Genomic DNA, 22532 nt, shown 5'->3' with positions numbered 1-22532 from the left:
TATGCGGGGCATGGCCTACAAGATCGATGATTTGCCGTTCGGAGAATTTTTCGTACCCGTGAGCAAAGCTACGGCAGCTCTGGTGCGGCTCGACGAACGACTTTTGCGCTCGCCCATTCGCGAAGGGATGCTCGAGCGAATGCATATGCACGATGCCGTCGCTTCGATGTGGCTTGAAGGCGAACTGGTACATATGGAAGACTTGGTCTTGCATGATGCCTTGATGGACAGCCGGATGCCTAGTCACGCCCTGACCATCGCACATGCGGTTTTGCGCATGCGTCGGCAGATTGCTGGAAGACCTGCAGATTGGGCTCTTGACCCTGCTGGTGTTCAGCAATTGCTTGGCCGCACGGTTGATACCGTGCCCTCTGGAATTGAGCCATCCGGGGCAATGGACGACGATGATGTTGATCCGCTGCTTGATGACATCGACAATTTGCTTGCGCGAACTGATGCTCTTTTGAAGGGAACTGTCTCAAACAGGTCGAAGCCGGAAGTCGTCGCGCGCGATACGTTACTCTACGACGACGACTGGGATGAGGATGCGCGTTTGCAGGAATGGCGAGGCTGTCTTGCAGCGACAAGGCATTTGCCGCCCCTTATGCGCGCCGCATTGATCCACGACGCGTGGTTTTCTCTGGAAGTTGTGCAGCGATCGTCATGGATTGGTCGGTTGCTGACTGCCGCCTTCTTGCGTCAGAGTGGCCTTGCAATCGGTCATTTGCCAGCAATCAGTCTTGGTCTCCGCGCGAAACGACCGGATGAACGACGCTCACCTAACCGTCTTGTCCGTCTCAGGGCGTTTTTTGAAAGTATCGAAGATGCAGCCGATACGACCATGAAGGAGCATGACCGGCTGCTGCTGGCGCGCGAACAGATGCAGCGTAAGCTCAAGGGGCGCAGGTCCAATTCGCGATTGCCGCAACTGATGGATATGGTTCTGCGCAGTCCCGTTATTTCCAGCCAGATGGTGGAGAAGGAACTGCAGGTTACGCAGCAAGGGGCTTTGAAGCTGATCTCGGAACTCAATCTGAGAGAAGTTACCGGGCGCGGACGGTTTCGCGCCTGGGGAATTCTCTAGGCCGGCTTCATGCACTTGCCGCGAAGATGGTCAGCAAAGAGCTGAAACTCGTTGCGGCGGGCGGCGTTGGAGCGCCAGACGAGAACCAGTGACCGATAATTGTTCTTGCCCTCATAAGGAACGATGCTCAGCTCCGTTCCGCGCGTGGCTCCGGCTTTGACCGCCACTTCAGGCAGCAGCGTAACACCCATCCCGAAATCGACAAGTTGCACCAACGTCATGATGGATGTGGCATGAACGTCACCGCTTGCTTGGGCCGGTGTGGACCCTATGGCGGCCATGACGTGTTCCCGAAGGCAATGCCCGGTTTCCAGCAGCAGAAACGGCTGGCCTTGCAGGTCGTCTGCATCGATCTGATCGCGATTGGCCAGCGCATGATCGCGCCGTACTGCCAGATAGAAGATGTCCCGACCAAGCTCTGCTATCTCAAATTCATCGAGGTCGTAGGGATGGGCGACCAGTGCTACATCGAGCGAACCTGAACGCAAGCTGTCGAGCAGCGACCGAGTGAGACCTTCACGAATGGTCAATTGCAATTCGGGAAAGGCTTTAGCGGTCGCAGGCAGGACTTTAGGCAGCAGAAAAGGCGCTATCGACGGAATGACGCCCATTCGCAGTCTGGTCGTCAGCGGTCGTTCAGCTTGTCGCGCGTGTTCGGGCAATTCTTCAATGAGGGCTATAATCGTACGAGCGCGTGCCAGAAAATCTTCACCGGCAGGCAAAAGCTGCATTCGTCTGCCAGAACGATCAATCAACGTTACGCCAAGTTCTGTTTCAAGCGCCTGAATAGCTGCACTTAATGTCGATTGGGTAATGCCCACGACCTCAGCTGCACGCGAAAAGGACCCCGCTTTGACAAGGGCCATAAAGTAATGGAGCTGGCGGACGCTGATATTGAGCATTGCTTCTTTCGACTTTGCTCCATCGTTAAAATCGATGGATTTGATCGTTATAATCGCTTTGACCGATTTAACAAGAATCCCTATATATGACTCGTAGTCGGAAAATTCTGTAAGTTCAGAAATTTCCGCATAACAATTGAATTTACAGGCAGGTATAAAATGCTCGGTATCGGCGATAAGCTTCCCTCCTTCAAGGTCACCGGCGTAAAGCCCGGTTTCAACCATCACGAAGAAAACGGCGTTTCGGCATTTGAAGAAATCACCGAAGCAAGCTTTGCGGACAAGTGGAAGGTTATCTTCTTCTACCCGAAGGATTTCACCTTTGTTTGCCCGACCGAGATTGCCGAATTTGCGCGTCTTGCATCGGATTTCGAAGACCGTGACGCAGTCGTCCTGGGCGGTTCGACCGACAATGAGTTCGTGAAGCTCGCATGGCGTCGCGATCACAAGGATCTCGACAAGCTGCCGATCTGGTCGTTTGCCGACACCAATGGTTCGCTGGTCGATGGCCTCGGCGTTCGTTCGCCAGATGGTGTTGCGTACCGCTACACCTTCGTTGTCGATCCGGACAACACGATCCAGCACGTTTACGCAACCAATCTCAACGTTGGTCGCGCTCCCAAGGATACGTTGCGCGTTCTCGATGCGCTGCAGACCGATGAGCTCTGCCCATGCAACCGTGAAGTCGGTGGCGAGACGCTCAAGGCTGCCTGATAGGCCCTGATTGGTTTGCAGAAAGGCGGGTCAAGGCCCGCCTTTCTTTTATCTAGAGCGGTTCCGGTTAAAACGGAATCGTTGGAACCGCTCTATCTCTTTGTTTTCGGCATGTCTTTACCCCAAAACCGGTTCCCACTTTCGGGAGACATGCTCTAGTATCCAAATGACAGATAAAGAGGGTTCCATGTCCATTGATGATCTGAAGTCAAAGATCCCGGATTTCGCCAAGGACGTTCGTCTTAATCTTTCGTCGATGGCAAGCGACGAAACTCTGACACCGCAACAGAAATACGGCCTGTTCGTCGCCTGCGGCATTGCTTCTCGTAATGCCGACGTGCGCAAGGCGCTTGTTGCCGAAGCCGCTGCCAAGGTCGATGCCTCCGTCATTCAGGCGGCAAAATCTGCTGCGTCGATCATGGGCATGAACAATGTCTATTACCGCTTTGTGCATCTTGCGACCAACAAGGACTACCGCACCATGCCAGCGAAGCTGCGCATGAATGTGATCGGTAATCCGGGTGTCGATAAGATTGACTTCGAACTCTGGTCGCTGGCCGTATCTGCTATCAATGGCTGCGGCATGTGCATCGATGCGCATGAGGATGTTTTGCGCAAAGCCAATGTGACGTCGGAAACGATCCAGACCGCCGTGCGTTTTGCGTCGATTATCCAGTCAGTGGCTATTGCGCTGGAAGCTGCTGACACAGAATAAAAGCTGCAAGCTCCCTAAAAAGAAAAGCCCACGTGGATCGCTCCATGTGGGCTTTTTCGTTTCGGAAGTTCGTTCTTCGCCACGCTTGAACGAGATAAAGGCAAAACCGATCAGCGAGATCACAGCTGCGGCAGACATGTAATAGCCGACATAGTCGAAGCTATAATGTGTTGCGAGCCAGGTTGCGATGTAAGGCGCTACTGAAGCACCCAGAATGCCTGCCAGATTAAAAGTCAGCGAAGCACCGGTGTAACGAACCGAGGTTGGGAATGGCTCGGCCAGAGCAGCGCCAATCGGACCGTAGGTCAGACCCATCAGGCCGAAGCCGATGACGAGGAATGCGAGTACGCCGGCCGTACCAGCCACGAACAAAGGCGCCATGATGAAGCCGTAGAGGCCGATCAGAACGGTGACGATGATCATGACCGGACGCATGCCGAAGCGGTCTGACAGCAGGGCCGCTACCGGGATCATGAGGCCGAAGAAGATTACGCCAATCATCTGAAGAATAAGAAATTCTTCGCGGCTGTAACCAAGGGCGCGCGTGCCCCAACCCAATGAGAAGACTGTCATCAGATAGAACAGGACGAAGGTTGCAACCGCACCGATCGTGCCGAGGAACAGGCTCATCTTGTGCTTTTTGAATAGAGTTGCGACCGGTACTTCGACGCGTTCAGCTTTGTCGATTGCTTTCTGGAATTCTGGCGTTTCAGCGATTTTCAGTCGGATGAACAAGCCTACACCAACCAGAAGTGCACTGGCGATGAACGGAATGCGCCAGCCGAAAGCGAAAAACTGTTCTTCAGTGAGAGCTTCTGCCAGAACGAGGAAGATGCCCGTTGCCAGAATGAAGCCAACTGGCGCGCCAAGCTGCGGGAACATGCCGTACCAGGTACGCTTGCCTTCGGGTGCGTTTTCAGTTGCGAGCAGCACTGCACCACCCCATTCACCGCCAAGACCAAGCCCCTGGCCCAGACGGCAGAGAGCGAGCAAAAGGGCGGCCCAGACGCCAATCGAATCATAGGTTGGCAGGAAGCCGATGGCGACGGTGGAAATGCCCATGGTCATGAGCGCTGCAACGAGCGTCGCTTTGCGTCCAACCTTATCGCCAAAGTGACCAAACAGAGCACCACCGATAGGGCGGGCGAAGAAGGCAATCGCAAAGGTTGCCAGAGACTGGAGAAGCGCGGAATTGCCGTCGCTCGCAGGGAAGAACAGATGCGGGAATACGATCACCGCAGCGGTGGCATAAATATAGAAGTCAAAGAATTCGATCGTGGTGCCGATCATGCTCGCGGCCAGAACTCGGCGCGCGGAATTTTTCTGCGGGGCAACCGCTACAGCGACAGTCATTGTTTCAGATCCAATATTTACGGGCCGTCTAAATTTGGGGGAGGAGCCCGAGATACGGCTTCTTTAAAACCGCGGGGTATGGAATCGCAAGCAAAAAACGGCTTTTGAGCAACTTTATGATTTCGAATAGGCGATTTTGGAAAGAAAAGCGAAAGTGGGTAAAATTCCCGTCAGTGCTCCGTCAGGTCTTTTAATTGCCGTAACGGACGACTAGATTTCCAATGTCGTCCGTTTGGAAGCAAAGATGTATCGAGCACAGTACGATATCGGTTTCAGGAATACAGCACGAGGCCATGCGGTCTTGTGTTCGCCCTCCCGCGTGCTCGTGACAATGCTTTCGTTCGTGTTTCTTCTCTCAGTGCAACTCTGTTACGCAATGGCGCATGACATGCCATCTGTGCAGACAGTTTCTGATTGCAGTTTGAGCCTGCCGCATCACATGGACGATTCGTCGATGCCGTCGAGCATGGATAAATCTGCCCCAGTGGATCACGGCGCCAAAGCACCCAATGCTTGTGTCATGATGATTTGTGGCTGCGTCGTTCAGCTTGGCACGAATTTGCGTGCCTTTACTCCTGTTCTGGATTTTGGTTTGCCGCCGCTTGTCGCGGCACTTAGCGGCAAAATGCCGAATAGAGATTTGCGGCCTCCCATACTGCTTCCGGCTTGATCTGAAAATCGCCGCCAAACCTTTGGCGGCCATGAGATTATTGTCTGGAGAATAACCATGACTGGAATTACACGTCGTCGCCTGCTGTCTCTTGGGGCAGGGGCCGCTTTTCTAACCGCTATTCGCCCTTTTGACAGTATTGCCCAGGACGCGCACATGGGCCACGGCGCTGCTTCCTCAGCGACCGCCACGGCTGGACGGCCTTTGCCTTTACCGCCGTTGATCGAACCGGACGCATCGGGCGTTGTTAAACTGAAAGTGCAGACAGGTCGGCACAGCTTTGAAGAAGGAAGCGAAGCGGCATCTGCTGGCATCAATGGTGCCTATCTCGGCCCCCTCGTCCGTCTGAAGAACGGCGAAACGGTCACTCTTTCCGTTGAAAATGGCATGGATGAAGAGACTACACTTCATTGGCATGGGCTTTTCGTTCCGTCCGTACTCGACGGCGGGCCACATAATCTGATTGAGGCGGGTGCAGAATGGAAGCCGAAAGTTACGGTTAACCAGCCAGCCTCGTTCAACTGGTTCCATCCGCATTTGCACGGCAACACCGCCCGCCAGGCGCATATGGGTATTGCCGGTTTGATGGTGGTTACTGACGGCAAGGATGCTGAGCGCGGACTACCAGAAGATTACGGAGTGGACGATATTCCGCTGGTGCTTCAGGATCGCCGGGTGATTGAAGGTGATAAGGTCTATCAACCGGATATCATGGACTTGATGCATGGTTTCCGAGGTGACAAGCTTATCGTGAATGGTGTCGTTTCACCGGAAGCACGTGTTCCCGTCTCCATTGTCCGCCTGCGTATCCTGAACGGCGCCAATGCGCGAAATTTTCATGTTCGTCTGAGCGACAATCGGCCTTTGCTTGTCATAGCATCTGATGGCGGCTTCATTGGAAAGCCAGAAGCGGTCGAAAGGCTGACCATCAGCCCCGGCGAGCGCTACGAGGTTCTGGTTGATTTCTCCAAGGGTGAAGCCGCTGATTTGTTGACCTATGGGGATGACAGCGGCGGTGACGATCTGCACTTGATGCGGTTTGTCGTGGACAGCACCTTGCGAGGGAAAATCACGGCAGTTCCAGATCGTCTTGATGGTCCTGATGCAGCCGATGAAAAACTATCCGTAAAACGTCGTTCATTTTTCTTCGATGAGCGCATGGCGGAAAATATGAAACTGATGATGGCAAAGCCGCCAGTTGATCCTCATGCCGGGCATAATATGGGCAATATGGATATGAGCTCGATGTCCGGCGCCATGGATCATGATATGCACGGTGCCAGAACTTCTGCCGATGCGGGGCCTGCGCTTGAAGCTCTGACTTCGGGTGTGGAAATGGCAATCGCGGGTAAACCGTTCGACATGGATCGTATTGATGTCGAGGCTAAACTTGGCTCCTGGGAGATTTGGGATCTCACAACCAAGGAGATGCCGCACCCATTCCATATCCATGGAGCCTCATTCCGCATTCTTTCCCTGAATGGCAAGGCTCCGCCAGCGCACCAGTCGGGATGGAAGGATACTGCTTTGATCAATGGCAAGGCCGAAATACTTGTCCATTTTGACCGTGAGGGAGCAAAGAGCCACCCGTTCATGTTCCATTGCCATGTGCTGGAACATGAAGATGTGGGCATGATGGCTCAGTTCGTAACGGTATAATCCGGCTGGACCGCGTGTCAGGCGTTTGTCACGCGGTCCTCACACGGAAGATTTATTTTCGAACAATTTCTGACGGTGTGCGTTGTCCTCTCATCACGAATTATCGCGATCAGGAGGAAATGATGCAGCCGTTATTGATTGCTTCAGCAATGATGCTTCTGACAGTTCCAGCCGCTGCGGCGGATGTGAGTGTCAAACTCTACGAAGCTCTGCCGACGGGACAGGGGAAGGAAATCGGCACCGTCACGATCTCGCAGACTGCGGACGGATTACAATTCAAACCCGATTTGCGTGGCCTTCCCGCGGGTGAACACGGTTTTCATGTCCATGAGAAAGGAAGCTGCGCACCCGGCGAACAAGATGGAAAAACTGTTCCGGCGCAAGCCGCCGGTGGGCATTACGACCCCTCACATTCCAAGCATCACATGGGGCCGGAAGGCGAAGGACATCTTGGTGATTTGCCTTTGCTCAAAACAGATGCCGAGGGCAACATAACGCAAAGCGTTATAGCACCGCGTCTCAAGTCACTGGATGAAATCAAAGGCAGAGCTTTGATGGTTCATGTTGGTGGCGACAATTATTCCGACGAGCCCAAGCCACTTGGCGGCGGCGGAGCACGGTTTGCCTGCGGTGTGATCGAATAGTCTGGAGCACAGATCTATCCCCAGTTCTCGATGCGGATTTTGGAACCATCTGAAAAGCGCGATATATGAAACGCTGAAGGATCGACAACCGGCGTTTCTCCCGTGACCATATCGGCCACAAGCTTACCTGCGCCTGGGCCGATACCGAAGCCATGCCCTGAAAAGCCTGTTGCTACGATCGCCCCTTCCACGCCTGGAAGTGGTGAAATGACCGGAATGACGTCCGGCATTGTGTCAATGAGGCCTGCCCATTCCTGTGCTATTGTGGCCGATGCGAAAGAAGGAATTGCCTGCTTCAGTTTTGCAAGGACCTGAGTATTCGCTGCCTTGTGTGGAGCGGGGTCGAGCGTGCGGATTTTCTCGAAGATGGAGACCTGATCGGCGGGACGAAGCTTCCACTGGAATGCTTCCTCGAAGAAACGTTCGCCAAACCGGAATCGCAACGACCGCCACTCGGTCGAAAGCGACGGTATAAAATCGCGGAAGAACCGAAAGCTGTCGGGCACGATATCGGCGATGGAGCCTCCAAGGCTTGCGACCGTATAACCTCCGTCCAGCCTTCTGCGCAGTGCAAAATCTGAAAATGCAATCGCAGGCTCCACACCGGCATCAATAGGCGCTGTACGGAATACGGATGAACGAACTTTCAATTGCGGCAGATGGGCATCAAAAGCGGAAACGATAAGTCTGGACCAGGCCCCGCCCGCGATGACCACTGCTTCACAGCGCAGGCGGCCGTTTTCGGTGAGGACAGCCGTCACCCGACCATTGGTCGTCTCGATACCGCGCACCGCACAATTTTGCAGGATGACAGCACCATTCTCTTGTGCTTTTGCTGCAAATGCCGGAACGGCCTTTTGCGGTTCCGCGCGACCGTCGAGTGGCGTAATCATGCCGCCTGCGAGATGTCGATTGACGCCCGGTGCAAGTGCTGCAGCTTGCTCAGTATTGAGAAGTTGTGTTTCGATACCGTGTTCGCTGGCGATTTTTATCCATTCACCATAAAGAGCCATTTGCTCTTCTTTTTCAGCTGTATAGGCAATCCCGGTAACGCGAAAGCCCGTTTCACGACCTGTGCGTTCGTTCATGCCATCCCATAGCCGCATGCTCTCGACGATGAGCGGCATTTCGCGGCTGTCACGGCCTGTGCGGCGGCACCAGCCCCAGTTACGGCTGGACTGTTCGCCAGCAATCTCTCCCTTTTCAAGAAGAGCGACGGGAATACCGCGTTCGGCCAGGAAGAGGGCTGTAGAAACACCAATAATGCCGCCGCCAATGATGGCGATTTTGGTTTCCTGCGGCAAGCTTTCGGCTGTCGCCACCTTATCCGTGACCGGCCCCATTTCGGTATTCTCCTGCAATGCGATTGGGTGATTTGGGTATGTGGAAGCATGGTGAGCATGGCCCGCTTTTTGTTCGCGATCAACCAGATAACCCATTCGAAAAATACTCAATTACGATATTCCTGAGATATTCTATCCTGTTTTGGTAGCTTTCTGGAGAATGTGTCTCTATATCCGCCTGAACTGCAATCTGGACACGCGATCTTGCTTATGGACGCACGCAACCCGCATGATGAACGACAGGTCTCCGGTCATTCCGGTCCGGCGCTGACGCTATCCGGTGTCGGTCGCCAGTTTGGCGCAGTGCGTGCGCTTGATGACGTGTCTCTTGATGTTCATGCGGGTGAGATCATTTGTCTGGTTGGTCATTCGGGCTGCGGCAAGACCTCCCTGTTGCGCATCATCGCTGGTATCGATGCTCCAGATAGCGGAACACTCACGATGGGAGGCAAGACGCTAGTCGGACCATCTGTTTTTATTGAGCCGGAAAAGCGGAACGTTGGTGTGGTCTTTCAGGACTACGCCTTGTTTCCGCATCTGACGGTCAAAGAAAATATCCTGTTCGGCTTGCGAAGAATACCCCGCGACGAAGCGAACGCACGAGCAGCCGAGCTTCTCGAACTGGTGTCGCTCTCCCATATGGCGGATCGCTATCCGCATATGCTGTCGGGCGGTGAGCAGCAGCGTGTTGCTCTTATCCGTGCCCTTGCTCCGAACCCACATCTTCTACTGATGGACGAGCCGTTTTCAAACCTCGACAGAGGTCTGCGTGCCCGGGTTCGCCGTGAGACGGTGGCTTTGTTAAGGGAACTTGGAACGACAGCGATTATCGTAACGCACGAAGCAGAAGAAGCATTGTCGACTGGGGATAGTGTGGTGTTGATGCGCTCCGGCAAGATAGTTCAAAGCGGTCCGGCACGCGAACTCCATGACCGACCAACGAACCGTTATGCCGCAGATTTTTTCTGCGACTTCAATATGATATCGGGCAAAGCTGAAGACGGTAAACTGGCTACTCCCTTTGGAGAGCTTGCTCTGGCTGAACAGCTTGAACCAAATGCCGAAGCGTTTGTTTATCTGCGTCCGCGAGACTTCTCGATTCTGTCCGATGCTGAATCCAACGAAGCTGTGCTGCATGGACATATTGAATCACGAACGTTTCTCGGTGAAATCGAAGAATTGGTTGTACGGGTGACTGATGCTGCGCCGTTGTTGCGGGTGCGTACAGAATTGAGGCTTCCGGCCTCTGCGACCGATATTTTTTTATGCCCACATTGGGATAAGGCGCTCATTTTCCCCAAGTGATGGAAAATATACGCCGTTAGAGTTGCATGGGTAATTGACCGTCAGCGAGCCTCACCGTATAACTTGATTAGTCCGCTCATAATTCAAAATGAACCATGTCCATCTGGAGGTAAAATGTCCAAATTTGCGCGTTCCGGTCTCGCCCTCGTCGCAGTAACGCTGTTCGCAGGAGCCGCCCACGCAGATGAAGTGAACATTTACACGACACGCGAACCGGGTCTCATTCAGCCCTTGCTCGACTCTTTCAAGTCGTCCACGGGAATTACGGTCAATACGGTGTTCCTGAAGGATGGTCTGGCAGAGCGTGTGGCCTCTGAAGGTGCGAATTCGCCCGCCGACATCCTTATGACGGTCGACGCCGGTAATCTGGTCGATCTCGTTGACAAGGGCCTTACCCAGCCTGTCGATTCCAAGGTGCTGAAAGAGGCCGTTCCGGAGCAGCTTCGCGACGCGAAGGATAACTGGTTCGCGCTCTCCATGCGCGCTCGCGTTGTCTATGCAGCCAAAGATCTGGAACTCGACAAGATCAATTATGAAGACCTCTCTGATCCGAAGTGGAAAGGCAAAGTCTGCATCCGTGCGGGCCAGCATCCTTACAACACCGCTCTCTTCGCGGATTATATTGCGCACTATGGTGCAGAAAAGACTGAAGAATGGCTCAAGGGTCTCAAGGATAACCTCGCGCGCAAAGCTGCTGGCGGGGACCGTGACGGAGCTAAGGATATCGTCGGAGGTATCTGCGACATAGCAGTTGCCAATTCCTATTATGTCGGTCTGATGCGTTCGGGCAAGGGCGGCGACGAGCAGAAGGCTTGGGGCGAAGGCATCAAGGTTCTGCTGCCAACCTTCAAGGCTGGCGGTACTCAGGTTAACATCAGTGGTGCGGCTGTTGCAAAGAACGCGCCGAACAAGGACGCGGCAGTCAAGCTGCTTGAATATCTGGTTTCCGATGAGGCTCAGCAGATCTATGCCAAGGCCAATTTCGAATATCCGGTAAAGCCGGGTGCGCCGCTTGATCCGATCGTGGAATCGTTCGGTGAGCTGAAGATCGACAGCGTTCCGCTGTCTGAAATCGTCAGCCATCGTAAGCAGGCAAGTGAACTGGTCGACAAAGTCGGTTTCGACAACTAAAAGCCTGATGAGTTAAGCGAAATAACGCCGGTGCAGTTCATGCGCCGGCGTTGCACTATAGAGAGACGAATGGAAGTCCTTGCAGCCATGCGGAAACGAGTTTTGCGACCCGCAAGAGCAGGGCGCAACTGGTTATGGTTCTCGGTTTTCGTCGCAATTCTGGTTTTGCTGCCGGTTTTCGCCCTTGCATTGGAAGCCATACAAGGCTCAGCCGGACTATGGGCGCATCTGTTTGCCACCAACCTGCCAACGGCTTTTCTTGAAACAGTCATTTTGCTTACCGGCGTTGGCATTATCGCTGCCGTCCTCGGGACGTCGATGGCATGGCTGGTCACGGCTTATGATTTTCGCGGTCGAGGCGTGCTGGAATGGGCGCTTCTGCTGCCATTGGCTGTACCGACATATATTATCGCTTATGCCTATCTCGATATCCTGCATCCCATTGGTCCGGTGCAAGGTGCTGTGCGCTTCGTACTAGGATATGAAAGCCCGCGTCAGTTTCGATTGCCCGACGTCCGCTCGATGACCGGGTGTATCATTCTGCTGGGCTTCGTTCTCTATCCCTATGTCTATATTCCTACACGAGCCATGTTTCTCACCCAATCCGCCAGCCTCATCGAAGCGGCGAGAACTCTGGGGGTAAGCCGCAAGGGCATCTTCTGGCGGGTTGCATTGCCACTTGCCCGGCCTGCAGTGGCGGTCGGTGTCAGTCTGGCCTTGATGGAAACATTGAACGATGTAGGGGCTGCCGAGTTCCTGGGCGTTCGCACATTGACCGTTTCGATTTATACGACCTGGATAACGCGTTCCGATCTGCCTGGCGCAGCCCAACTTGCACTCGCCCTTCTGTTTCTGGTTGTTGCTCTCGTTTCAATCGAGCGCTGGGCACGGCGCAAGCAGCGCTTTGCTTCCAATATCCGCCATTCGCGTGGCTTCGAGCCGTTGAAAGCCAGACGAGGGCAAGCGATCTGGTTGTTCTGTCTCTGCTCACTGCCGGTAGTTATCGGATTCGTACTGCCGGCAATCTATCTGGTCGTGGAGGCCATAAAACGTATTCGTTTTGCAGGTGTGTCCCCGCGATTGCTCGGCGAAGCTTTTAATACCGTTGCTCTGGCTTCGATCGCGACTGCGCTGGTGCTGATATGCGGAATGTTTGTCGCATATGCCGTCCGACTTTTTCCGGGTTCAATTTCGCGCTGGTCTTATCGCTTTTCGACGATGGGATATGCGGCGCCGGGCACTGTAATCGCCATCGGTATTCTGGTGGTCGCCGGCGGCTTTGATCATCTCGTCAATCAGTTCACATCGCATTTCTTCGGATATTCTGCCGGGCTGCTACTGATTGGGACAGGCGCAGCGGTCATCTATGCCTATGTGGTCCGATTTCTCGCCATTTCTGCAGGTGGTATTGATTCCGGATTAGAACGCATACCCTTGTCGTTGGATCATGCATCGCGCACATTAGGGCGCGGTGTGACACAAACATTCTGTGCAGTTCATCTGCCACTATCCAGAACAGCCATTGTGGCGGCAGGTCTGCTCGTATTCGTAGACTGTGTGAAAGAATTACCAGCAACACTTTTGCTGCGCCCACTTAATGTCGAAACTTTTGCAACGCATCTTTATGGTGAGGCTGCGCGCGGGACTTATGAGGAAGCGTCCATTGCGGCGCTTGCCATCGTGGTAGTCGGAATTTTGCCCGTGATATTGCTTGCTCGTGTCGGACGGCGTTTTGGCAAGCGTACTTGATCCACTCTTGCAACGTCAGCTTATGTGGGCCGATATATATCATAGTTCAGAAATGCTTAAATAGTTATTGGTACTTTTGTTCAGGGAACAAAGCACAGTCTGAATGATGCTCTGGTTGTATTTTTATATGGTGGCACTTCAGGCGGGCGCAGGGGGCGGTATGTTTAAAGTCCTGGAATGCGTAACAGTACAGCACGATCAACCTTTCGTGGTTTTGGCTGCATCCATCTCATTTGCAAGCATGTTTGCTTTCTTTCTGTTGCTCGTCCGCGCGCGGGAATGCACGGAAAGCCGCCGTGACAATTGGCTGGCGATAAGCGCGCTTGCGGGTGGATTGGGCGTGTGGGCAACCCATTTCGTGGCGATGCTTGCATATCGTGGCACCGTGGCAATCGAGTTCGATTTTACGATCACGGTTCTTTCAGCGGCAATTGCTGTACTTGGCTTTTGGCTGAGTGTGCGCTTCCTGAATGGTAAGGCGTTCAAATACGTTTTGATCGCAGCCATTTCAGCAACCCTATCGATTGCCGCAATGCATTTCACTGGTATGAGCGCAATCAGAGCAGCTGCAGATGTTCACTATGACCTTCCACCGATCCTGATTGGCAGTATAATATCGATCCTGCTTTTGCTGGCTGCTTTCTGGTTTGTGATGAATACTGCCGGCTGGATGCGCGTTTTGCTACCGACCGTTGGGGGGATTCTTGCTGTTTGCACGCTCCACTTTACTGCAGTTGCGTCGACCGAGCTGGTTCCAAACCCGACCCTTCCTGCTGCTGATCCGCTGGGCATAGGGCGTCTCTGGTTGATCGGTGCAATTGCCGCTGTTGTCAGTATAGTAGCGCTGACAACGATTATTGCAGTATTTGTAGATCGTTACATGACAGACTTGAAGGGATTTGCGAACGCTACCCTGGACGGACTGGCCGTCGTTCGTGATGGTGGAATAGTCGAGATGAACGCTCGGTTTTCCGATCTCATGCGGCGCAGTGAAAAGGCGCTTGTCGGTGTTGCGCCGGATACTCTGTTGCTGGCGGCTGATGGGCTCCCCGTCTGTGCTTCTCGCCCGGAAGCAATCGAAGCCGCACCCAGATTTCCAAATGATGAGCGTATCTTTGAACTCGCAGTTCATACGATTGAGTATCAGGGACGCCCTTGCGAAGTTCTGGCTGTCCGTGATCTTACTGAAAAGCGTACGGCCCAGCGTCAGATCGAGCATATGGCGCGGCATGATACACTCACGGATTTACCTAACCGAATGTTCTTTGAAGAGCGTCTCGCAAACGCAGTGGCACGCCGCAGCCGAGAGCCTTTTGCTGTACTCGCGCTTGATCTGGACCGGTTCAAAGCAGTGAACGATATTTTCGGCCATGCCGAAGGTGATCGCGTATTGAAGACGGTTTCCAGCATCCTGAAGCGATCCATAAACGGTATAGACACGGCAGCACGTATTGGCGGCGACGAGTTTATCATTCTGCAGGTCGGGGTTCCACAGCCCAAGGGTGCACGGAAACTGTCCGAAAAGATTCTGGATACCTTCCGGTCAGAACTGAATACAGTGCTCGATCCGACTGCTGTTGGTGTCAGCATTGGCGTTGCCGTGTATCCGAATGACGGCAAGGATGCAGAAGCCATCCGACATGCGGCAGACATTGCGCTTTATCGGGCGAAGACAGAAGGACGGGGTATGGTTGCATTCTACTCGCCGGAAATGGACCGCGAAATAAGAGAGCGTCGCCAGATGGAGGCCGATTTGCGCCACGCCATGGTTCGCGGTCAGATCAGTATTGCCTATCAGCCATTGTTCGCGACAGCAGATGGTAGTTGTACCGGCTATGAAGCACTGGTTCGTTGGAACCATCCGGAACGTGGCCAGATACCACCTGAGGTTTTTGTTCCTATCGCTGAGGAAACGGGGGTAATTGTCCCACTCGGTGAGTGGGTTCTGCGTGAAGCCTGCCGCACTGCCGCCGGATGGGAGAAGCATTTAACTATCGCCGTAAACCTCTCCCCCGTACAGTTCCGTTTGATCAATCTGCCGGACACGGTGAGTTCGGTTCTCGCACAAACGGGCCTGGATCCTACGAGATTGGAGCTGGAGGTAACAGAAGCCGCATTGATGAAGGACCGATTGACGACACTCGAACTGTTGCGTCGCATGAAGAAGCTGGGTGTCCGTATCGTGATGGATGATTTCGGCACTGGCTATTCGTCGCTCAGTAACCTTCAAAGTTTCCCATTCGACAAGATCAAGATCGACCGCAGTTTCATCACCAGCATGGAAACGGATGTTAGTGCGAGAGCCATTGTACGAGCCATCGTCGGGTTGGGTCGTAGCCTTGATCTCCCGGTGGTGGCCGAGGGTATAGAAACTTTTGACCAGCATCGCATGGTGATCGAAGAGGGTTGCGAACAGGTTCAAGGCTTTCTTTTCGGGCGTCCGGCCAATGCGCCAGCGTCAGCGGATCCGTCTTCGCGGCTTCCTAGCAAAAAGGGCGGTGGGCAAGTAAAGACTACCTAATAAACTGCAACCTTGTGAATAACGTTGAGGCTTCGGTGTTGCCGGAGCCTCTTTGCTGTGCCGAATTGTTACAAAGCTGTTATTTGATGCGATTGTGAATGAAATTCCATAGTGAAATATTCAGGGGCCGGAACCACAAATTTCTCAATCGCTGGAAGGGGTTGCGCCACATCCAATGCAGTCGAACACTGCGAATAGCGTAGTGTTTTCAACACGATATTTCGCGTGATCGCAATAATAAGTGAATTTATCCGAAGGAGCTTTCCGTGCTTGTAACACGTTACGGCCACAAAGCGAAAGCTGAATAGGACGAACAGTAACAGTACTAGTGATCGTAAAGACAAATCCCGTAACGGGGTCCTCGATACGCATCTTGGTTAAGTGGATGATGGAAACGATGCTTACTTCGCAACAATGGCTTCCGGTCGAGTTGCTCAATATCGGGCTGGCCGCTGCCCTTTTCTTCGCCTGCCTTGTTCACTCACTGTGGAAGGCTGTCTTCGATGAGCTCAACCCGTTATTCTGGCGCCGTACGGCTGCTCTGCTCTGGGCTGGTATCTTTATTGTCGCGCTGAGCGGCGGTATTGAAAGCTTCAACTGGCCACAGGCCATTGGATGGCTTCTCGTTCTTGGCGGTGTTGTTGCGACTGTGACACGTACCGGTATGAGCTATTATCGCCAATATTGCGCTCATACATCGCGCGGTGTTCATTCGGGTCGCACCCGGCTTTCTGGACGGTGATCGCCATGTTTGCAAAGACTGTTGAAATGCCTTTGCGGCTTCACCGCCCACATAGCTTGCGCTCGTTCTTTATCCGCGCTTTTGCTGCTGCACGATCCCGTAAATATTCGTAGAGCGTGCACCCGATCGGCAGTAACCAAGAATGGGGCCCTCAGCTTCATCCAGCGCTGCTGCCATCGCATCCACATCTTCTTGCGTCAATTGTCCGCCTACAACCGGGATGTAGTAAGTTGCAAGCCCGGCTTTTTCGGCGACACGTGCAATTTCGCTGAACTCGGGTTGTTCAGGGCCGCCTTCGCCGTCAGGCCGATTGCAAATGATTGTGCGAAATCCCTCCGCTGCAATATCGCGTACGTCGTCGGGCTCGATCTGGCCCGAGACTGAATAATTGTCGTCTACCTGGCGAATATCCATATTTTCCTCACTTGCCGCTCAAATCGCGACGGCTTGTCCGGTGGCAACTTACATTAAAGTTGTTTTCATGCCACATGAAACTGCTGGGAGAACGGATGCGATGACAGGGGAGCGATTAAGGTGACGATCCACAAGGTTAGCCAGAGCGCTGTACGTATCGCGCATCGTGTGTCGAGCTTTCATGAAAGCACCCGAATGGTCCCGGAAGAAGTGCCTGTGGCGGTCAGCTATAACGGTTCAACCCAAGCCGTAATGATGGCTACGCCGGATAATCTTGAGGACTTCGCGATCGGTTTCACGCTCACCGAGAATATCGTTGACCATATTTCCGAGATAGAAGCGGTTGATGTCGTAGCCTTTGAAAAGGGTATAGACCTACAGATCAGACTGTCCGAACGCCCCGAGCAGAGGCTTGCCGCGCGACGCAGGTTTATGGCTGGTCCCGTTGGGTGTGGTCTCTGTGGTATAGATTCAATCGACCATGCGTTGCGGTCGCTTGAGGCTTTGGAACAAGGTGATAGGAAATTCTCTTCCAACGATATTTCAATGGCTGTCGCGTCTCTTACCAAAGAGCAGCAACTGAATGCTGAGACCCATGCAGTTCATGCGGCGGGGTTCTATGTGCCAGGCGAGGGGCTTATTGCTGTACGTGAGGACGTGGGGCGGCACAACGCATTGGATAAACTCGTCGGAGCTGTCTCGCTTACCGGTACTGCACCGGGAAATGGGATAGTCGCGATTACCAGCCGTGTTTCGGTCGAAATGGTGCAGAAAGCAGTTATGTTCGGCGCGCCGGTTCTGGCCGCAATCTCTGCGCCGACAGCTCTTGCCATCCGAACGGCTCAGGAGGCCAATCTGACACTTGTTGCCTTAGTAAGGGGTGATGAATTCGACGTTTATGCCCACGGAGAGCGTATCGCAGGAGAATGACCGGCCTTTTCGCAAAGGCCGGTCGAAGCATCATTATGCAAGGGCGGTAATACGGCTGCGTTCGCTAACGACCTGCAACACCGCATTGGCTGCTTCCACGCCCTTCACTTTGAAGTGGGCATGGAAAAATTCATGATGTTCCTTGCTTTCATGGAAATGATGCGGCGTCAGAACAACGCTGAGCACCGGAACTTCGGCCTCTAGGCCGACTTGCATCATGCCGTTGATGACGGCAGTTGCCACGAAATCATGTCGATAGATGCCGCCATCCACGACGAACGCAGCGCCGACAATGGCAGCATACTGGCCGGTTTTGGCCAGAGTTTTGGCGTGGAGAGGAATTTCATAAGCGCCTGGAACGTCGAAGACTTCGACTTCTATATTGGTGCCAGCCTTTGCGGACAGTTCCGCGATAAAGCTCTTGCGAGCTTCGTCGACAATATCGGCATGCCAACGCGCCTGAATGAATGCGATCTTGAAGGAAGTCTTGTTCGGATAGCTCTGGTTCATAGGTTCCACACGAAACTAGAATCAGGGCGCACAAAAGAACGCATTGATTGTGCCCAAGGGCGCAATCCTAACGCTCATTCGCTCTCTTCCATCCGGACTTTAACCGTCGGCTCCGGCATCTCACCGGATCTGCTGACCCTGAACAAAGCCGAATCGGCATCTTTTCAGGCGCTCGCGGGCTCGAAACTTTCGCTTCATACCGCCGGTGGGGAGTTTCACCCCGCCCCGAGAACAAGCCCGCACACCATTGTGCGAGCGGCGTGAAATTAGGGTTTCGTCGCGGGCTTGTCCAGTAAAATAAGGGAAATTTTATACTCCCGACATTTCAGGTCGATGAGGGGGGGGTAGAGTGCTGGTTTGATGGGAGGCACCATGTAAAACGCTGCCCTTGAGGTGGTAATGCTTTAATTTCTAAGCGTTTTTCAGGGTGCTGGCTCTACCTGAAGTTTTAATCGATTGAATTTTACGCGTTTTATCTATCGGAAGATATTGACACCCTGGCAGGGTTTGGGCCTATCCTATGTTCACATCTTGTCTTGCAGATATTTAGCATCCTTAAAAGACAACGTTGTCAATTGGGCTTAAGCGGCGTATGAGTGGGATGGAGGATTTCAGGAAAAGCGTCGTGAGGGATGGCCGGGCACAGGTGAAAGCGGAAGCTTTCGCATCGTATTGCGGCAGTGAGTAGGAGAAACTGGTTGTGTGGTGCAGCTGGTTTCGGGTCTGTGCCGAAGAGGCGCGGATGGGAATGACGAGATGGATTACTGCGCTGAAGCAAAGGCTTAGCCAGATATCCGATAGTTTTAGTTTCGTTTGTTTCTACGGGAGGTAGACATGCATAAACTTTTGAAGCTCGCCGCGATGGGTACAGCCGCCTGTGCTTTGCTCGCCGGAATGGCCCCTGTTGCCAGTGCGCAGGATAAGCAGAATGTTGAAGTTCTGCATTGGTGGACTGCTGGCGGTGAAGCCGCCGCGCTCGACGTTCTCAAGAAGGATCTCGAAAAGAAGGGCATTAGCTGGACCGATATGCCGGTTGCCGGTGGCGGTGGTACGGAAGCCATGACAGTACTGCGCGCGCGCGTCACAGCTGGAAATGCTCCGACGGCAGTGCAGATGCTCGGCTTCGACATCCGCGATTGGGCAGAGCAGGGTGCTCTTGGTAATCTTGATGAGATCGCAAACAAGGAAGGTTGGGAAAAGGTCATTCCGGCTCCTCTGCAGGAGTTTGCCAAGTATGACGGCCACTGGATCGCTGCTCCTGTCAATGTTCACTCCACCAACTGGATGTGGATCAACAAGGCAGCGCTCGACAAGGCTGGCGGCAAGGAGCCTACCAACTGGGATGAACTGATCGCTCTCCTTGATAAGTTCAAGGAACAGGGCATCACTCCGATCGCTCATGGCGGCCAGCCATGGCAGGACGCAACGATATTTGATGCTGTAGTGCTTTCTTTCGGTACAGATTTCTACAAGAAGGCCTTCATCGATCTGGATCCCGAAACGCTCGGCAGCGATACGATGAAGCAGGCTTTTGATCGTATGACGAAGCTGCGTTCCTATGTTGACGATAACTTCTCCGGTCGCGACTGGAACCTGGCTTCAGCTATGGTCATTGAAGGCAAAGCCGGCCTTCAGTTCATGGGCGACTGGGCGAAGGGTGAGTTTGTCAAGGCTGGCAAGAAGCCGGGCGAAGACTTCGTCTGCATGCGCTATCCGGGCACCCAGGGCGCTATCACATTCAACTCCGATATGTTTGCCATGTTCAAAGTCTCGGAAGACAAGGTTCCTGCACAGCTTGAAATGGCATCGGCGATTGAAAGTCCGACTTTCCAGTCGGCATTCAACGTAGTGAAGGGCTCCGCTCCGGCTCGTACCGATGTGCCTGATACCGACTTCGATGCTTGCGGCAAGAAGGCTATCGCTGACGAAAAGGAAGCGAGTGAAAAAGGCACGATGCTGGGCTCCATGGCGCATGGTTACGCTAACCCTGCTGCGGTGAAGAATGCGATCTATGACGTCGTAACACGCCAGTTCAACGGTCAACTTTCCTCGGAAGATGCCGTCAAAGAACTCGTGTCGGCTGTTGAAGGTGCAAAATAACAGCAAAGAGGCGTCCGGTCCTTTCCGGACGCCTTCTATCTCAGGTGTTTTGGATATTGGTAGAGCATCTGAAAGTACTGGCATCAGTGGCCAGAAATCAAAACAACAATTGCATGATGAAGGCCTGCATGTTTCCATCGGAAATTGCAGCAGACTGAATTTATTGGGTGCATTCGGTCGCGCATAATGCAGAAGCGCTGGAATGCCGATCAAACAGATGTCCGGAACGTGCGCCTGATGTTTGGCATATGTCCGGGTGGCGTAAACAAGGTGACGCAGATATGCAGCGTAACAACCGATTACAAGAACTGGTGCCAAAGCTGGTTCTGGGGCCGAGCTTTCTGATAGTGCTCGTGTTTGTCTATGGTTTTATCATCTATACAGGTGTTCTTTCGCTAACCAATAGCCGAATGCTGCCGTCATATGGCTTCGTCGGACTTACGAATTACACCAAGTTGTGGGCCTTGCCTCATTGGTGGCGTGCGATCACCAATCTGGCGATCTTTGCATCGCTCTACATCATTATCTGTTCGGTTATCGGGCTGTTCCTTGCGATCCTTCTTGACCAGAAGATCCGGGGTGAAGGCGTTCTACGTCCGATCTATCTTTATCCAATGGCGTTATCTTTCATCGTCACTGGAACGGCATGGAAGTGGTTTCTTGATCCAGGTATCGGTCTGGAAAACACAATGCATTTGTGGGGTTGGGAGAGTTTCTCCTTCAACTGGATCAAGAGCAATACAATGGCAATCTACTGTCTGGTGATTGCTGCTGTGTGGCAATCCTCCGGATTTGTGATGGCAATGTTCCTCGCAGGATTGCGCGGCGTGGATAATGAAATCATCAAAGCAGCGCAGATTGACGGAGCATCATCCGGTACGATCTATCGACGCATCATTATCCCGCTGATGCGTCCGGTTTTCCTGTCGGCTTTCGTGGTTCTCGCTCATCTGGCAATCAAGGCATACGATCTTGTTATTGCGCTGACCGGTGGCGGTCCGGGGCAGGCCACCGAATTACCTGCGACTTTCATGTATTCCTATACGTTCACACGGAACCAGATGGGTATCGGTGCATCGTCGGCGATTATCATGCTGGCGATGATCTTCTCGATTATCATTCCTTATCTGTATTCTGAAATTCGCGGAGGGTCTCGGTCATGAGCGCCCAGTCGCAAGACAATGCTATCAACAGCGGAAAGCTGACGCGAGCGCTGATCTACACTGCGCTACTGCTCTTCGCATTCTATTATCTGCTGCCGCTCTATGTGATGCTGGTCAACTCCTTCAAACCCCTTGAAGAAATCCGCCAGGGCGGGATGTTGAACCTCCCGCAGCAATGGACCATCGAACCATGGTTATCTGCCTGGTCGACGGCACAGATCGGAGTTCAGCCTACCGGGCTGAAGCCGTTCTTCATCAACTCGATCCTGATGGTGGTTCCAGCCGTTGCGATCTCGACTATCGTCGGCGCGTTGAACGGTTACGTTCTGACCAAATGGCAATTCCGCGGGTCGAACATCTTTTTTGGCTTGCTACTGCTGTCGTGCTTCATTCCGTTCCAGATCGTGCTCATTCCGATGGCGCGTGTTCTTGGTTTTCTGGGGATTGCGGGCACGATTTGGGGACTGATCCTCGTGCATGTGGTTTACGGTATCGGTTTCACGACGCTCTATTTCCGCAATTATTATGAAGCCTTCCCGACAGAACTGGTGCGGGCGGCGCAGATCGACGGAGCGAGCTTCTTCCAGATATTCTGGCGTATTTTGCTACCGTCTTCAGGACCGATCATCGTTGTGTCGGTGATCTGGCAGTTCACGAACATCTGGAACGACTTTCTGTTCGGTGCCTCCTTCTCGGGTGCGAATTCCACACCGATGACGGTTGCACTCAACAATCTGGTTTCCTCCTCCACCGGCGTTAAGGAATACAATGTCCATTTCGCAGCTGCAATCTTGGCAGCTCTGCCGACGCTGATCGTCTATATCGTTTCCGGTCGCTATTTCGTACGTGGCCTGATGTCCGGTGCCGTAAAGGGATAAGTTGC

The 22532-nt window shown here is 53.3% G+C and carries 20 protein-coding genes and 1 riboswitch; of the genes, 15 read left to right on the top strand and 5 right to left on the bottom strand.

Annotated features, from left to right (window positions below):
* Positions 1–10 precede the first annotated feature (10 nt).
* Positions 11–1084 (top strand): RHE_PE00001 family protein, encoded by a 1074-nt coding sequence (locus OANT_RS19790; protein WP_040128665.1) that lies wholly within the window; start codon positions 11–13, stop codon positions 1082–1084.
* Here OANT_RS19790 and OANT_RS19785 read toward each other — a convergent pair.
* The gene (locus OANT_RS19785) at positions 1081–1986 is read right to left on the bottom strand and encodes a hydrogen peroxide-inducible genes activator (protein WP_012093192.1); all 906 of its coding nucleotides are present in this window, start codon (positions 1984–1986) and stop codon (positions 1081–1083) included. The genes OANT_RS19790 and OANT_RS19785 overlap by 4 nt on opposite strands.
* Positions 1987–2145: 159 nt before the next feature.
* Between OANT_RS19785 and OANT_RS19780 the strand changes: the two genes are divergently transcribed.
* Both OANT_RS19780 and ahpD read left to right on the top strand, forming a co-directional pair.
* A complete protein-coding gene (locus OANT_RS19780) occupies positions 2146–2700 on the top strand; it encodes a peroxiredoxin (protein ID WP_012093191.1) in 555 nt (184 codons plus the stop codon).
* A 187-nt stretch (positions 2701–2887) separates the two neighbouring features.
* On the top strand, positions 2888–3415 hold the full coding sequence (gene ahpD, locus OANT_RS19775; protein ID WP_010659017.1) for an alkylhydroperoxidase, AhpD family: 528 nt from the start codon (positions 2888–2890) through the stop codon (positions 3413–3415).
* Here the strand turns inward: ahpD and OANT_RS19770 are convergent.
* A complete protein-coding gene (locus OANT_RS19770; protein WP_012093190.1) occupies positions 3377–4768 on the bottom strand; it encodes an MFS transporter in 1392 nt (463 codons plus the stop codon). The genes ahpD and OANT_RS19770 overlap by 39 nt on opposite strands.
* 244 nt (positions 4769–5012) lie before the next feature.
* Here OANT_RS19770 and OANT_RS25855 point away from each other — a divergent pair, with 244 nt between their 5' ends.
* From OANT_RS25855 to sodC, 3 genes are all read left to right on the top strand, one after another.
* Complete coding sequence (locus OANT_RS25855; RefSeq protein WP_080514359.1) at positions 5013–5438, top strand: hypothetical protein; 426 nt, start codon at positions 5013–5015, stop codon at positions 5436–5438.
* 57 nt (positions 5439–5495) lie between these two features.
* Positions 5496–7097 (top strand): multicopper oxidase CueO, encoded by a 1602-nt coding sequence (gene cueO / locus OANT_RS19765; RefSeq protein WP_012093188.1) that lies wholly within the window; start codon positions 5496–5498, stop codon positions 7095–7097.
* A gap of 122 nt (positions 7098–7219) precedes the next feature.
* Positions 7220–7741: a superoxide dismutase family protein gene (sodC, locus tag OANT_RS19760; protein ID WP_012093187.1), complete on the top strand. Its 522-nt coding sequence runs from the start codon at positions 7220–7222 to the stop codon at positions 7739–7741.
* 14 nt (positions 7742–7755) lie between these two features.
* On the opposite strand, the gene OANT_RS19755 is transcribed toward sodC, so the two are convergent.
* Entirely contained in the window at positions 7756–9084 is a 1329-nt protein-coding gene (locus OANT_RS19755) for an NAD(P)/FAD-dependent oxidoreductase (RefSeq protein ID WP_012093186.1), read from the bottom strand.
* A 210-nt stretch (positions 9085–9294) separates the two neighbouring features.
* On the opposite strand from OANT_RS19755, the gene OANT_RS19750 reads away from it, so the two are divergent.
* The 5 genes from OANT_RS19750 (at position 9295) to OANT_RS19730 (ending at position 16532) form a co-directional block, all read left to right on the top strand.
* Positions 9295–10389 carry an ABC transporter ATP-binding protein gene (locus OANT_RS19750; RefSeq protein WP_012093185.1) on the top strand — a complete coding sequence of 365 codons (1095 nt, stop codon included), beginning with the start codon at positions 9295–9297 and terminating at the stop codon, positions 10387–10389.
* A gap of 114 nt (positions 10390–10503) precedes the next feature.
* Positions 10504–11520: a Fe(3+) ABC transporter substrate-binding protein gene (locus OANT_RS19745; protein ID WP_012093184.1), complete on the top strand. Its 1017-nt coding sequence runs from the start codon at positions 10504–10506 to the stop codon at positions 11518–11520.
* Positions 11521–11559: 39 nt separating this feature from the next.
* Positions 11560–13269: an ABC transporter permease gene (locus OANT_RS19740; protein ID WP_012093183.1), complete on the top strand. Its 1710-nt coding sequence runs from the start codon at positions 11560–11562 to the stop codon at positions 13267–13269.
* Positions 13270–13429: 160 nt separating this feature from the next.
* Positions 13430–15790 carry a bifunctional diguanylate cyclase/phosphodiesterase gene (locus tag OANT_RS19735; protein ID WP_012093182.1) on the top strand — a complete coding sequence of 787 codons (2361 nt, stop codon included), beginning with the start codon at positions 13430–13432 and terminating at the stop codon, positions 15788–15790.
* Positions 15791–16187: 397 nt separating this feature from the next.
* A complete protein-coding gene (locus tag OANT_RS19730; RefSeq protein ID WP_049768437.1) occupies positions 16188–16532 on the top strand; it encodes a hypothetical protein in 345 nt (114 codons plus the stop codon).
* Positions 16533–16601: 69 nt separating this feature from the next.
* Here OANT_RS19730 and OANT_RS19725 read toward each other — a convergent pair whose 3' ends face one another.
* The gene (locus OANT_RS19725; RefSeq protein WP_010659007.1) at positions 16602–16946 is read right to left on the bottom strand and encodes a protein tyrosine phosphatase family protein; all 345 of its coding nucleotides are present in this window, start codon (positions 16944–16946) and stop codon (positions 16602–16604) included.
* A gap of 120 nt (positions 16947–17066) precedes the next feature.
* Between OANT_RS19725 and fdhD the strand changes: the two genes are divergently transcribed.
* A complete protein-coding gene (gene fdhD, locus OANT_RS19720; protein ID WP_012093180.1) occupies positions 17067–17876 on the top strand; it encodes a formate dehydrogenase accessory sulfurtransferase FdhD in 810 nt (269 codons plus the stop codon).
* Positions 17877–17909: 33 nt separating this feature from the next.
* Here the strand turns inward: fdhD and OANT_RS19715 are convergent, their stop codons facing one another.
* On the bottom strand, positions 17910–18386 hold the full coding sequence (locus OANT_RS19715) for a 6,7-dimethyl-8-ribityllumazine synthase (protein WP_012093178.1): 477 nt from the start codon (positions 18384–18386) through the stop codon (positions 17910–17912).
* A 76-nt stretch (positions 18387–18462) separates the two neighbouring features.
* Positions 18463–18623, bottom strand: a riboswitch (FMN riboswitch).
* Positions 18624–19220: 597 nt separating this feature from the next.
* On the opposite strand from OANT_RS19715, the gene OANT_RS19710 reads away from it, so the two are divergent.
* The 3 genes from OANT_RS19710 (at position 19221) to OANT_RS19700 (ending at position 22527) form a co-directional block, all read left to right on the top strand.
* A complete protein-coding gene (locus tag OANT_RS19710; RefSeq protein WP_010659004.1) occupies positions 19221–20486 on the top strand; it encodes an ABC transporter substrate-binding protein in 1266 nt (421 codons plus the stop codon).
* Positions 20487–20767: 281 nt separating this feature from the next.
* On the top strand, positions 20768–21649 hold the full coding sequence (locus tag OANT_RS19705; protein ID WP_010659003.1) for a carbohydrate ABC transporter permease: 882 nt from the start codon (positions 20768–20770) through the stop codon (positions 21647–21649).
* Positions 21646–22527: a carbohydrate ABC transporter permease gene (locus OANT_RS19700; protein WP_010659002.1), complete on the top strand. Its 882-nt coding sequence runs from the start codon at positions 21646–21648 to the stop codon at positions 22525–22527. Before OANT_RS19705 ends, OANT_RS19700 begins: the two co-directional genes overlap by 4 nt.
* Positions 22528–22532 lie beyond the last annotated feature (5 nt).

Origin of the sequence: Brucella anthropi ATCC 49188, assembly GCF_000017405.1 — a bacterium.
Taxonomy (GTDB): Bacteria; Pseudomonadota; Alphaproteobacteria; order Rhizobiales; family Rhizobiaceae; genus Brucella; species Brucella anthropi.
Note: the sequence above shows the minus strand (reverse complement) of the source record. Positions and strands in the feature narration are given on the sequence as shown.